A 13014-nucleotide genomic window follows, 5' to 3' on the forward strand; every position below is an offset into this window, starting at 1 on the left:
TGTCTTATAGGCGTGGGGATTGGAGTCAAGGGATTGGGGGAGTGCCGATGACAAAGAATTTCGCTGTGGCCGTCGCGCAGTACACGGAACTGGTCTCGATCAGCGACGGCATCGCGACGGTCGAAATTGCTCCCGCCGCTGGTGGAGCGCTGGCGTCGTATCGATGGTGGCGGGATGGTTCGGCCGTGGATTGGCTGCGTGCGGCTCACCCAGCGGCGATCGGCCGTGGCGATGCCGGCGCCATGGCCTGCTTTCCGCTCGTGCCCTATTCCAACCGCATCAGGAATGGCCGCTTTGAATTCGCGGGGCGCCCCATTCAATTGCCGACGGCCCCGGACGATCCACATCATGAGCACGGCCATGGCTGGCGTCACCCGTGGGCCGTCGTGAGCCATGAAGCGAGCATGATCGTCCTGCGCTATCGCCACGTCGCCGATTCCTGGCCATGGAGCTACGAAGCCGAGCAAGTGATCTCGCTGGCCGAAGGCAGGCTTTGCATGACCATTACCATGCGCAACCTGTCGGACGCGCCGATGCCGGTTGGCCTCGGTCTCCATCCTTACTTCCCGTCGACACCGTGGACGCATGTCCAGGCACGGGTATCAGGCATGTGGGAAACCGATGCGGAGGTGCTGCCCATCCGGCATGTCCCGCCGCCCGTGGGGGCCGACCCGTCGATCGGCTTTGACGTATCGGAAGTGGAGTTCGACACGGTCTTCACCGGATGGGCGCGCCGCGCCCGGATTACCTGGCCCGAACACGGGCGGCAGCTGGACATTGAGGCAGAGGCGCCGCTCGACTTCCTCGCCCTCTACACGCCGCCGGGCGAACCGTTCTTTTGCGCCGAGCCGGTCAGCAACATTACCGATGCTTTCAACCGGAGGGGCGACAAGGAGATCGACACCGGTTGCATTGTGCTGGCCCCTGGCCAGAAACAATCCGCAAGCGTCCGCTTTATACCGTCGCTGGCTGTTTGATCTTCGCCGCGACTTGCCCGAAGCGAGGCCATTGCAGAACGGATAGTGCTGGCCCGGGTCCTCGATCGTCACGCGGCGCAAATCGGTGAATTCGGCGATCGAGGCCTTGCCGCCGAAGCAACCATAGCCGGAGCCCTTGACGCCGCCGCTGACGCGCATCGCGATCTGGCGTTGCGCCGCACCACGCGCGCCCTGGTGCCACAGCCATGAAAGTCGGGATCAGCCGGTTGCGCTGGCATAGATGTCGAGAACGTCCGTCACGCCTGCGATGAGGAGTTCCCTGGCCTTTGGCGCGACGGATCCGCTCGCTACCGCGCTGTCGAGGCGGCCGAGATACTGGCTGATCAGGGGTGAGGGGATGTCGCGCTCGCCCAGCGCCTGCATCAGCGCGTTCACGGACTGCCGCGCCGCCGGCGCAGGCCAGTAGTAGCGGATACGGTCGCTGTAGGAAAAATGCCGCTCGATCCGCTGCTCGGCCTCGGAGCCGTGATAGTAATTCTTCCAATTGCCGGGCGCCGCCAGCATGACGCGCTCCATGGCCGCCGGCAGGCTTTCCCGCGATGGATCGGGAACCAGAATGTCGGCGATGTGGCTCAGGCCGTAGAGGGCTTCCCGCAGCGCGAAGGTCAGCCAGGGCCCGACCTTTAGTATGGCAAAACCGTCGTCGACCAGCGCGCTCAACGCCGCAGCGGGCTGGTAGTCGGTCGAGTGGGCCTCGAAGACGAATTGCGGCAGGTCTCGCAGCGTGCCGGCAAGCGCCCGGGCGCGTTCCGGCCGGTAGGTGATGACCTCGGCATTGCCGAATTCGACGCCCGGCTGCACGACGACGCCGATCGCCCGCGAGAAAGCCTGGTCGAGGCCGCGCCGGCTAAAGGCATCGTGGTGGATGCGAACCGTCTCACCCGCAGCCTCCGGTGTCGTCACCGCCAGATGGTCCATGGCCTCCTGTGCGCCGCCCGGCACCGGCACTTCCGTGCCGATGACATAGACAGGCCTGGTGCCGCCTGTTCGTTCAACCGCGGCCTCCGCCACCTCGGCCAGTTCGGCGGCGCGCGCGGCGATGGTGGCGTCGGGCGGTGCCGCGCCTTCGCCGGCGCAGCCCATGCTGGCGTCCAGGTGGATCTTTGTGAAGCCGGCCTCGGCATAGGCATCCACCATGCGTGCGGCTTTTTCCATCGCCTCGGGCGCCGGCAGGTGCTTCCAAGGATTGGGGCCCAGATGGTCGCCGCCGAGCACCAGCCTGTCCAGGGGAAAGCCGGCCTTGCCGGCGATCGTCTCGACGAAGCGGCGGAAATCGCGCGGTGTCATGCCGGTATAGCCGCCCTCGTGGTTGACCTGGTTGCAGGTGGCCTCGATCAGCACATCGGCGCCGCGCGCCTTGCCGTGGCGCAGCGCCGCTTCGACGACCAGCGGATGGGCCGAGCAGATCGAGGTGATGCCACAGCGTTCGCCGGCCGCACGGCGCGTGGCGATGCCAGCCAGTCGATCGGTCGCCTGGCTCATGCCGGTGCTCCGGTCCGGGCGGTCTCGATGAACGCCTCAACGGTGGCGAGCGAGGCGATACCCTCCATCGGTCCCTTCTTCGTCACCGCCAGCGCGCCGCAGCCATTGGCTATTCGCAGTGCCCTTTCCGGTGCCTCTCCACGCAGCCAGAAGGAGACGAAGGCCGCGGTAAAGCAGTCTCCGGCGCCGGTCGGATCGATTTCCTCGACGACGAAGCCGGGTGAGGCTGTGCGCCCCGACTGGTCGTAGTGGACGGCGCCCTGCGCGCCCTTCTTGACGACGATAGTGGAGATGCCGCGGTCCAGCATTTCGCGTACCGCACTTTCCTCGTGGTTTGCCTCGGCAAAGGTGAAGAGTTCCGGCCCGCTCGGCAGGAACACGTCGGTCTTTGACAACACGAAGAGCAAGGCGTCGCGCATGCCCGGTAGATCGAGCATCTCCTTGCGGATGTTGGGGTCGAAAGAGACCGTGCCGCCGCGCGTCTTGACGGCTTCGATCCCGTTGCGGGCAATTTCGATCACCTCGGGCGAGAACAGAGATGTCCCCATGACGTGAAAATGGTCGGCGCCGGCCAGCAGCGCGCGCGCTTCCGCGCCCATCTCGATCAGGCCGGCGGCACTCTGCTTGATGTTGTAGACGAAGTGCCGGCTGCCATCGCTCTCATAGGTGACGAAGGCGGTTCCGGTCGCGGCACCCTGATGGACGGTGATGGCCGAGATGTCGGCGCCGTCGGCACGCAGGCGCTCGATGTTCAAATGGCCGAAATCGTCGTCGCCCACTGCCGCGATCAGCCCCGCCGGCTGGCCGAGCCGCGCCGCCTGATCGACGAAGATGGCGGGAGCGCCCGAGGGAAACGGACCGACCAGCGGGCCGGGAGCGCGAAAACTCTGGCCGATCCGCTCGGCCATGATCTCGACCAGGATCTCGCCGGCACAAACCAGTTTCTTCATGTCCTCACCATCTGCCGGACGGACGGCCTCCGCTTGGCCAGAAATTCCTTTATCCGTGCATGTTCAAAACCTAAGTTGTCGTTTTCGGAGCGTCAATAAATAATTTGACGTGCGCAATGCTTCTGCGTTGTACTGGAAACCGTGGAAATTTGACTGAATAAGTTGGCTCAAGCAATGCTGCCTCACCGCGACGATCGCAAGACTGATTCTCGCCAGAGCGTTAAAGCTGGCATCGAGGATAAGGGGCCTGAAATATAGATGGCGGAAAAGACCCACCGGACGATGGATGATTTCGCCAGGGCGTCCGGCGTTTCGCGGCCGACCCTGTCGAAGTATTTCGACGATCCGGCCAGCGTGAAGCCGGCGACCCGGGCGCGCATCGAGGCGGCGCTTAGTTCGTCCGACTATCAGCCGAATGTTTTTGCCCGCAACCTCAACCGCAAGCGCACCCGCAATGTCGGCATCGTCGTACCGGCGATCACCGATCCGTTCTACGCCGAGATGGTCAGCCGCATCGAACGGCGCTGTCGCGACGAAGGGTTTTGGCCGATCGTCATCTCCTCGCACGGTTCGCCGAAACTGGAGGCGGAATCGGTCAGGACGCTGATGTCGCTGAAGGTCGCGGGTGCTATCGTCGCGCCCTTGGGCTTGGTCTCCGAACCCGGCGTCTTCGAACGGATGAGCGAGGACATCCCGATCGTCTATTTCGACACCTATATCGAAGGCGACACGCCATTCGTCGGGAATGACAACCACCAGAGCACCTCGACCATCGTCGATTATCTCTGCCGGTCCGGCGAACCGCCTGTCTATGTCGACATCCCGCACGTCAACCACAATTCGGGCGAACGCCTGCAGAGCTATATCGACGCGATGCAGGCCGCGGGCCTGGAGCCCACCGTTCTCAAGGCGGCGGGCGACTATAGCTGGGACTTCGAGCGCATCGGCCACGAATGGATGGACAGGACGCTGGAGAAAGGCGGCCTGCCGGCCCGCACGCTGCTCTGCGCCAATGACCGTCTCGCCTTCGGTGTGATGGCGGCCGCCTTTTCGCGCGGGCTGAAGATCGGCCGCCGCGCCGATTGCGATTTTCGCGTCGCCGCCCACGATGATCATCCGTTGAGCCGCTACACCTGTCCCGCGCTGACCACCATGGCACAGGACTTCGCCGCCATGGCCGGCCGCAGCGTCGAGATCCTGCTGGCGTTGCTGGACGAGGCCGATCCGTCCGGCCATGATCTGGCGCGCAACGTCAAGCTTGGCGCCACCCTGGTGATGCGTCAGTCGGCCTGAGTGATCGGCTCCGGCGTCTGTAGGCGGAGCCAGGCCGCCGCCTCGCTTACCGTTTGCCGCGCGGCCAGGATGTGGCGGCCCATCGAGACGAAGCCGTGGATCTGACCCGGCCAGTGTCGCAACGCCAGCGGCACTCCGTCGGCGCGCAGGCGCTCGGCATAGGCCGTGCCTTCGTCGGCAAGGATGTCATGGCCCGCGATCACGACGAAGGCCGGCGGTGCGCCGGCGAGGCTGGAGGCCAGCAGCGGCGATACGCGCCAGTCCGCGATATCATCGGGCGTTCGCACATAGTGGTCGCGGAACCAGGCCATGGTGGCGGCGGTGAGTCCGAAGCCTTCGCCGAAACGCCGGTAGCTGTCCGCCGTCTGGCGGGCATCGGTGTTGGGATAGATCAGGATCTGGGCGGCGAGCGGCGGCGCCAGCCTGTCGCGGGCGAGCAATGCCAGCACGGCGGCAAGGTTGCCGCCCGCACTGTCGCCGGCGACGGCAATGCGGGTCGGGTCGATGCCGAGTTCTCCAGCAGCCATGAAGCGCAGCGTTGCCGCGCAATCCTCTAGCCCGGCGGGAAACTTGTACTCCGGCGCCAGCCGGTAATCGGGACAGACGACGACGGCGTTGCCGAGATTGGCCAGCCAGCGGCAGATCTCGTCATGCGAGGCGAGATTGCCGATCACCCAGCCGCCACCATGCAGATAGAGCACGGCGCGCGCCCCGGTCCGCGGCGCGCCGACACCGCGATGGATGCGGATCGTCACCGGACCGTTCGGCCCGTCGATCTGCTGCCGCTCGGTTGCCGCGACCGGCTCATGCTCGCCCTGCAGTGTCGGGAACGAAGCGTTGTACGTGGCCCGCGCCGCCGCGACGCTGCCATTCTCGAAGGGTTCGCCGCCGGCGGCACGGCCGATTTCCAGGGCACGCAGCGCATCTGGGTCGAGCGTCATCGTCATCTCCGTCAAAGCAATTCCAGGAAAAGTGTGCAGCGGCTTTCCGTCCGGAATTGCGTGAAAACAAAGAACGCTTAGGCGAGCAGGCCGCGCGCTTCGTCTTCGCCAAGCAGGGCCGGCTGGACGACGTCACCTGCTATGGCGACCGAACTCCCCGTCTCGCCCGAATGCAGGATCGCTTCCATGATCTCCAGCACATGCAGCGCCAGATTGCCGGAAGCGCGGGGCGTCGCGCCTGTCTGCAGCGAATGCACCAGGTCGGCGACGCCGAGCATGCGGTAGTTGGCGCGGTCGGGCGCCGCGTAAGGCCAGTTGCGGGCGCCGTAGAGTTCGCCTTCGCTGGCGAAATCCTTCCAGTCGGCGCCGCGTTCCGACAGCGACACCGTGCCGCCGAACGTATCCGGGTCGGGCAGCCGCAGCGAGCCTTCCGTGCCGTGCAGTTCGATCGGATGATTGGAATGCCTGAAGACATCCCATGAAGCGCCAAAAGTGACGGTCGCGCCGGAGCGGAATTCGAGCAGCGACAGCACATTGGTCGGCGTGCCGACCTTGAATTTGGTGTTCTTGAATGGCCCTTCGGCCGATATCAGCCGTTCCTCCTGGCCGCGTGTCGCCATCGCCATGACGCGCGCGACCGGGCCGAGCAGGTTGACCAACATCGTCAGGTAGTATGGACCCATGTCGAACACCGGGCCGCCGCCCGGCTCGTAGTAGAATTGCGGATTGGGATGCCAGTGTTCCATGCCGCGCCCCATCATGAAGGCGGTGCCGGTGACAGGGCGGCCGATGGCGCCCTCATCCATCAGGCGGCGGGCTTTGCGTCCGGCTGCGCCAAGGAAAGTGTCTGGAGCCGAGCCGAGCAGCAGGCCGCGTTTGGCCGCCTCCGCCACCAGGCGGCGGCCGTCGCCGGCCGAGGTTGCGAGCGGTTTTTCGGTGAAGACATGCTTTCCCGCCGAAAGGGCGGAGAATGAAATATCGAAATGCGCCGCCGGAATGGTCAGGTTTAGGACGAGGTCGATCTCGGGATCGGCCAGCAGCGCATCGACGCCAAGGGGCCGGATGATACCGTATTCCTTGGCTCGCAGCGCCGCCATCTCGGCTGAAATATCGGCGCAGGCGCGCAATTCGATGCCGCCGAAAAGCGCGGCATTGCGCAGGTAGGTCATCGAGATATTGCCGCATCCGATGACGCCGATGCCGAGTTTGGCTTGTGAGTTTGCCTGCATTTCTGTCGTACCTCCCAATGCGATCACGTCTGCCCGATCCGTCGCGACGGTGCCGGATCGGGCTCGAAATGGCTATACAACGTTTTAAATATTGACGCGCGTAAAATTTTTATAGAACATGCGGAAATGCCTGCGCGGTGACGGAAGGCTGCTGGCCCTGGGAGGAGAAAATGACGGACATGAAAACCGGCCGATCGCGGGCGCCAAAGCCCGTGGGTCGTCCGCGCGTCGGATATTTCGAGGGCGGCCAGGGACCGCGACGGGTTCAGGCATAGATCACCATGGCCCCCATCCTATCAAGCTGGCTGCGTATTGGACCGGGCAGGCCATCGTCGGTGATCACCACATCGACGCCCGACAGCGAAAAGGCCCTGGAGGTCCCGCTGACGCCCCATTTGCTCGAATCCGCCAGGAGGACAACGCGCCGGGCCATGCGGACGAGGATTCGCTTCGTTCGCGCCATGTCTTCGTTCACGTCGACCACATCCAGTGACGAGTCGATCGCATGCGCTCCGACAAAGACCTGATGCGCTACCAAGCCGCCGAGAGCCGTGTCGGCGTCGGTAATCAGCGTGCTCACCGTGTTATGACCGCGGGCTCGGTCAAGTAGGATGTCCCTCCCAAGGAGACTGACGGAGCAGGGTCCGTGTGTTGCAATGGATGATTGGACCCTGTCTGCTGGCGGGCGATATCGCCGCGCCTCCGCCGTCGTCACCGTTCCGCTGATTGCACTCGTGCCGTTCTTCCATCATCGAAGGGCTGACGCAGGGCGGCATCAAGGAATGGGCGGGATCAAGGAATGAAAGGATGAACGTGAAAGACCTCAAAGTCGGCTGCCAGACCTTCACCTGGGAAATGCTGGGAGACCGGTTCACCGGCGGCCCCGACGATCTGTTGAAGGCGATCGCCGATGGTGGCTATGCCGGCATCGAGATCACCGACACCATGATCGGCCACTATGCCGGCAAACCCACCGAGTTCGCCGCCGCGCTGAAGTCGTCCGGTCTGGCGCTCGTTTCCTTCGCCTTCGGCTCCAGGAGCGGCTTCACGCTCAAGGACGGGATCGGCACCGATCTCGAAACCGCCAGGCGCTGGATCGATTTCGTGGCAAACTTTCCCGATGCGCTGGTGTCGATGGGCTCGGCCACCGTCGTCTCCGACGGGCCACGCCACGACAAATTCGCTGTCGCGGCCGAGGTTTACAACAAGGCCGGCGAACTCGGCCGCAAGGCGGGTGTCCAGGTGGCGGTGCATCCGAGTTCGCACCACAACACGCTGCTGTTCGACCGCGCCGATTACGACGCGATTTTTGCCTCGCTCGACCCCGATCTGGTCGGCTGGGTGCCGGATACCGGTCACATCCTGCGCGGCCACAGGGACATGGCCGACACGCTCACCACCTACCGCGACCGCATCCGCTACATCCACCTCAAGGACGTCGATGCCGACGGCGCCTGGGCGATGCTGGGCCAAGGCGTATGCGACACGCCTAAAGTCATCGAGATCGCCGGTACCGCGCCGAACTTCAACGGCTGGCTGGTGCTGGAAGAAGAATCCGACACCGCCGCCGCCGATCCGGCCGGCGCGGTCAAGACCAACCGCCGGACGATGCGCGGCTACGGGGCCTGACACGATGATCAAGAAACAGGACAGACGCCTCAGGGTCGGTGTGCTCGGCTGCGGCCCGATCGCCCAGTTCGCGCATCTGGAATCCTGCGTCAAGGCCGGCAATGCCGACCTCTACGCCATCTGCGATGCGGCACCCGATTTGCTCGCCCGCATGGGCGCCACCTATGAACCAAAGAAGATGTATGCCGACTATGACGCCATGCTCGCAGATCCCGAGCTCGAAGCAGTCATCGTCGCCACGTCGGATGCCTATCACGTGCCAATGTCGATCAAGGCGCTCGATGCCGGCAAGCATGTTCTCTGCGAAAAGCCGATCGGTACCTCGGTCGAGGAAGGCGAGGCCTTGGCAGAGGCGGTCAAGCGCTCCGGCAAGGTGCTGCAGGTCGGCCACATGAAGCGCTTCGATCCGGCGCTGGAGGCCGCCCGCGACTTCGTTCGCGACGAGATGGGCGAGGTGCTGGCACTGAAGGCCTGGTATTGCGACTCCACCCACCGCTACACCAACACCGACGCCGTGCAGCCGCTGCCAGTCACCAGCAAGCTCGCAAAAAAGCCCGGCGGAAATCCCAAGGCTGATCTCAGGCGATATTTCATGCTGGCGCACGGATCGCATTTGGTTGACACCGCCCGCTTCCTCTGTGGCGACATCGTTGCCGTGCGCGCCCGCCTCAACGAGCGCTTCGGCGCCTATTGCTGGTTCGTCGAAACCGAATTCGCCAGCGGCGCGCTCGGCCATCTCGACCTCACCGTCGCCGTGCGCATGGACTGGCACGAAGGGTTTCAGCTCTATGGCGAGAACGGTTCCGTCATCGCCAAAACCTTCAATCCTTGGTATTTCCGCGCCAGCGAGGTCGACATCTTCCATGAGAAGGACGCGACCTCGCGAAAACCGCTTGGTGCCGACGGCCACTTCTTCCGTCGCCAGCTCGAGGGCCTTGCCGACACCGTGCTCACCGGCGCGCCGATGCGCGGCGCCAATGTCGGGGACGGCATTGCGTCGATCCGCGCCATGGTGGCAATTGCGCGCTCTGTCGAGACTGGCGAGCGGATCGAGCTTGCCTCGGTTTCGGGTGCGGTCTGATGCGCCTCGGCATCTTCGCCAAGACATTTGCGGGCACCGACCCGGCCACCGTGCTGGCTGCCGTGAAGCAGGCCGGCTACGAGACGACGCAGTTCAATCTCGCCTGCGCCGGCCTGCCGTCGATGCCGGATGCCGTGCCGGCGAATGCCGTCGCCGCCATTGGTGCCGCCGCGCGATCGTCAGGCGTTTCGCTGGCCGCGTTGTCGGGCACCTACAACATGGCGCATCCCGACAAGGCTGCGCGCGACGACGGGCTGAGGCGCCTGGCGGTGGTCATCGACACTGCAGCCAAGCTCGACATCCCACTGGTGACGCTCTGCACCGGCTCGCGCAACGCAGCCGACCAATGGGCATACCATCCCGACAATGCCGATCCGTCGGCCTGGTTCGACATGGCCGTCGAAATGGCGAAGGCACTGGCGCTGGCCGAGGAGGCCGGCGTCGATCTCGGCATTGAGCCCGAGCAGACCAACATCGTCACCTCGGCCATGGATGCGACCCGGCTGATCGCCGAGATGGGTTCGAAGCATCTGAAGATCGTGCTCGACCCCGCCAACCTGTTCGAGCATGCAAAGCCCGATGAAGCGAGAGCCATCGTCGCCGCCGCGATCGATGAGGCCGCTGGCCACATCGCCATGGCGCACGCCAAGGATCGTTTTGCCGACGGCCGCTTCGCCACATCAGGCCAGGGTGTCGTCGACTTCCCGGATTTCGTCGCGCGGCTGAAGGGGGTGGGTTTCGATGGCGCGCTCGTCACCCACGGCTTGTCCGCCGACGAGGCTCCTGGCGTCGCAACCATCCTGCGGGGGCTGCTCTGATGGGTGCCGCGCCGACGATCATGCTGCGCGACGACGCTGCGCTCCACGTCTTCGACACGGGGCAGGGGCTTCCCATCGTCTTCCAGCATGGCCTCGGCGGCGATGCCGCGCAGGTGGCGCTGAACTTTCCCGACAGTCCGTCGCGCCGCCGGCTGACAGTGGAATGCCGCGCGCAGGGCGGCTCAGGTGCCGGCGGCAAGCGTCCGTTTTCGATCGGGATGTTCGCCGACGATGTGCTCGCCGCTGCCGATGCAGCTGGCATTGAGCGCTTCATTGCCGGTGGCATCTCGATGGGCGCCGCCATTGCACTGCACCTGGCGGCCCGCCACCCGGCTCGCGTCACCGGTCTTGTGCTGGTGCGCCCGGCCTGGACCTTCGACGCGGCCCCGCAAAACATGCGCCCTTACGTCGAAGTGGCGGAACTCATCCGCGACCACCCGCTGGAAGAGGCGCGCGACATCTTCGCGGCTTCGGCAACGGCGGCCCGCTTTCGCAGCGAGGCGCCGGACAATCTCGCCTCGCTGCTCGGCTTCTTCGCGCGTGACAACGCGACCGTTTTTGCCGAGGTGATGCAGGCGATCGCCAATGACGGGCCTGGCGTGACGCGGGCGATGGCGACCGGCCTCGCAATCCCGACGCTCGTCGTCGGCAGCGGCATAGACCTCGTCCATCCCCTCGCGACCGCCCGCGAACTGGCTGAGACCATCCCCGGCGCCGCCTTCACCGAGGTGACGCCGAAAGCCCTCGACAAGGATCGCCACTTCACCGAAATCCGCGCCGCCATCGGCGGCTTTCTCGATAGAAATTTCAACAACCAGGACCAATCATGATCTCGAAGCCTTTGTCAGGCCCGGCCGCCATCGCCGCACTGCCGCGCGACCGTCTGATCGCCGAATTCTCATCGTGGTCGGCCAATCTCGCCAATTTCGAGAGCGACTTGCAGCGCATCGAACCCTATGTCGATGTGCACCACATCGACGTCGCGGACGGCCATTTCGCGCCGTCCTTCCTGTTCTTCCCCGATCTCGTCGCCCGTATCGCCAAACTGACGGCCAGGCCCGTCCACGTCCATCTGATGGTCGACCAAGCAATCGTCGAAGAACAGACGCGCCAGTTCATCGAGGCCGGCGCCGACATGATCAGCGTCCATGCCGAGAACGGCGAAGCGGGTCTGCGCGCGGTGCGGCTGGCGCATGAACTCGGCGCCGAGGCCGGCGTTGTGCTGAGGCTGGAGACCCCTGTAGAGGCGATGAAGCCTTTCGTCTCCGAAGTGGCGTTCGTCACGCTTCTTGGAACCGCGATCGGCGTCAAGGGCCAGGGCCTGTCGGAGAAGGCCTGTGACAGGCTGGGCGAAGCCCGCGCCATCCTGAGGAACGCTGGTCGTGAGTCGGCCGTGGTGCTCGCCGCCGATGGCGGCATCCGCCACGAAACCGTGCCGCTGCTGCGCGCCGCCGGCGCCGAGACCGTGGTGCTCGGTTCGCTCGCTTTCGGCGACAAGGATCTCGCCGGCCGCATCGGCTGGTTGCGTGGTCTGAAGGTCGCGGCCTGATGAGCATTGAAGTCGCCCTCGCGATCGATCTTGGCGGCACCGAGCTTCGTGCCGCCCTGGTCGACCGTGACGGCAAGATCCTGGCCTTCGCGGCTGTGCCGACGCAGGCGCAGGCCGGCCCCGACGTGGTGATCGCCCAGATCGAGGCGCTAGCCGTGACCGTCCATGCCGAAGCGCCGGGGCTGTCGATCCTCGGCGTCGGCGTCGGCGCGCCGGGCCCCCTCGATCCGCTGGCCGGCATCGCCGTCGGACCGCCGACGCTGGCCGGCTGGCAGGACGTGCCGCTGGCCGACATCCTCGAGCGGCGGCTCGGCCTGCCGGTGCGGCTGGAGAACGACGCCAATGCGGCAGCGCTCGGCGAATGGCGCTTCGGCGCCGGCCACGGTGCGCGCTCCCTGGTCTTCGTCACCGTCTCGACCGGGATCGGCGGTGGCGTCGTCGTCGACGGACGCATCCTGCACGGCCGTCGCGGTCTTGCTGCCGAGATCGGCCACATGACCATCACCAACGAAGGCGAACGCTGCGTGTGCGGCGTCGTCGGCTGCTTCGAGGCGATCGCTTCGGGAACCGCGCTCGGCCGCCGCGCCAATGCCGCAACGTCTCCTTTGGACGGTTCGACGCTGCGCCGCCTCTCGGCCAACGCCGAGGTCACGGGTCGCCACGTGGTCGAGGCCGCAGGGCTGCAGGACGACCTCGCTCTGGCTCTGCTCGAGGAGGAGGCGCGCTGGCTGGGCGTCGGCTTCACCAACCTTTTGCACCTCTATTCGCCCGACGTGCTGGTCGTTGGCGGCGGCATCGCCAATGGCCTCGACCTGATGGCGCCCGTCATCGGGGCGACCATCCGCCAGCGCGCCATGCGCGCCTATCGCGACGTGCCGGTCGTCCAGGCCCGGCTCGGCCGCCATGCCGGGCTGGTCGGCGCGGCCAGCCTCGTCCTGTTCGATGATTTGGGCACGTTGGCGGCTCCCATTCCCGTCGGCCCAAGTACATATCCGGACACGCGGAGGGACTTCAAGGGCTGAGCTCAAGCTGGCGCGGTCCTGT

At 65.5% G+C, this 13014-nt stretch carries 12 protein-coding genes and 1 pseudogene; 8 read left to right on the top strand and 5 right to left on the bottom strand.

Annotated features, from left to right (window positions below):
- Positions 1–47: 47 nt before the first annotated feature.
- A complete protein-coding gene (locus tag LB571_RS15130; protein ID WP_224595549.1) occupies positions 48–977 on the top strand; it encodes an aldose 1-epimerase in 930 nt (309 codons plus the stop codon).
- Positions 978–1196: 219 nt separating this feature from the next.
- Here the strand turns inward: LB571_RS15130 and LB571_RS15135 are convergent, their stop codons facing one another.
- On the bottom strand, positions 1197–2480 hold the full coding sequence (locus tag LB571_RS15135) for a D-tagatose-bisphosphate aldolase, class II, non-catalytic subunit (protein ID WP_224595553.1): 1284 nt from the start codon (positions 2478–2480) through the stop codon (positions 1197–1199).
- On the bottom strand, positions 2477–3430 hold the full coding sequence (locus tag LB571_RS15140) for a sugar kinase (RefSeq protein ID WP_224523753.1): 954 nt from the start codon (positions 3428–3430) through the stop codon (positions 2477–2479). The genes LB571_RS15135 and LB571_RS15140 overlap by 4 nt, the downstream gene beginning before the upstream one ends.
- A gap of 258 nt (positions 3431–3688) precedes the next feature.
- Between LB571_RS15140 and LB571_RS15145 the strand changes: the two genes are divergently transcribed.
- Complete coding sequence (locus tag LB571_RS15145; protein ID WP_015319005.1) at positions 3689–4723, top strand: LacI family DNA-binding transcriptional regulator; 1035 nt, start codon at positions 3689–3691, stop codon at positions 4721–4723.
- Here LB571_RS15145 and LB571_RS15150 read toward each other — a convergent pair.
- From LB571_RS15150 to LB571_RS15160, 3 genes and pseudogenes are all read right to left on the bottom strand, one after another.
- Entirely contained in the window at positions 4711–5664 is a 954-nt protein-coding gene (locus tag LB571_RS15150) for an alpha/beta hydrolase (RefSeq protein WP_140792248.1), read from the bottom strand. The genes LB571_RS15145 and LB571_RS15150 overlap by 13 nt on opposite strands.
- Positions 5665–5741: 77 nt before the next feature.
- Positions 5742–6893, bottom strand: a complete 1152-nt coding sequence (locus LB571_RS15155; protein WP_224595555.1) for a Gfo/Idh/MocA family protein — start codon at positions 6891–6893, stop codon at positions 5742–5744.
- A gap of 265 nt (positions 6894–7158) precedes the next feature.
- A pseudogene (locus tag LB571_RS15160) lies at positions 7159–7479 on the bottom strand (DeoR family transcriptional regulator); the annotation flags it as partial.
- A 221-nt stretch (positions 7480–7700) separates the two neighbouring features.
- On the opposite strand from LB571_RS15160, the gene LB571_RS15165 reads away from it, so the two are divergent.
- From LB571_RS15165 to LB571_RS15190, 6 genes are read left to right on the top strand one after another with little or no spacing between them, the layout of a single operon-like run.
- Positions 7701–8522 (top strand): sugar phosphate isomerase/epimerase family protein, encoded by an 822-nt coding sequence (locus LB571_RS15165; protein WP_224595561.1) that lies wholly within the window; start codon positions 7701–7703, stop codon positions 8520–8522.
- A gap of 4 nt (positions 8523–8526) precedes the next feature.
- Positions 8527–9603, top strand: a complete 1077-nt coding sequence (locus tag LB571_RS15170; RefSeq protein ID WP_224595564.1) for a Gfo/Idh/MocA family protein — start codon at positions 8527–8529, stop codon at positions 9601–9603.
- Positions 9603–10421: a sugar phosphate isomerase/epimerase family protein gene (locus LB571_RS15175; RefSeq protein WP_140823422.1), complete on the top strand. Its 819-nt coding sequence runs from the start codon at positions 9603–9605 to the stop codon at positions 10419–10421. The genes LB571_RS15170 and LB571_RS15175 overlap by 1 nt, the downstream gene beginning before the upstream one ends.
- Positions 10421–11251: an alpha/beta fold hydrolase gene (locus LB571_RS15180; RefSeq protein WP_224595567.1), complete on the top strand. Its 831-nt coding sequence runs from the start codon at positions 10421–10423 to the stop codon at positions 11249–11251. Before LB571_RS15175 ends, LB571_RS15180 begins: the two co-directional genes overlap by 1 nt.
- On the top strand, positions 11248–11970 hold the full coding sequence (locus LB571_RS15185; protein WP_141906548.1) for a ribulose-phosphate 3-epimerase: 723 nt from the start codon (positions 11248–11250) through the stop codon (positions 11968–11970). The genes LB571_RS15180 and LB571_RS15185 overlap by 4 nt, the downstream gene beginning before the upstream one ends.
- The gene (locus LB571_RS15190; protein WP_224595570.1) at positions 11970–12992 is read left to right on the top strand and encodes an ROK family protein; all 1023 of its coding nucleotides are present in this window, start codon (positions 11970–11972) and stop codon (positions 12990–12992) included. The genes LB571_RS15185 and LB571_RS15190 overlap by 1 nt, the downstream gene beginning before the upstream one ends.
- Positions 12993–13014: the final 22 nt, after the last annotated feature.

Source organism: Mesorhizobium sp. BR1-1-4 (assembly GCF_020165375.1).
Taxonomy (GTDB): domain Bacteria; phylum Pseudomonadota; class Alphaproteobacteria; order Rhizobiales; family Rhizobiaceae; genus Mesorhizobium; species Mesorhizobium australicum.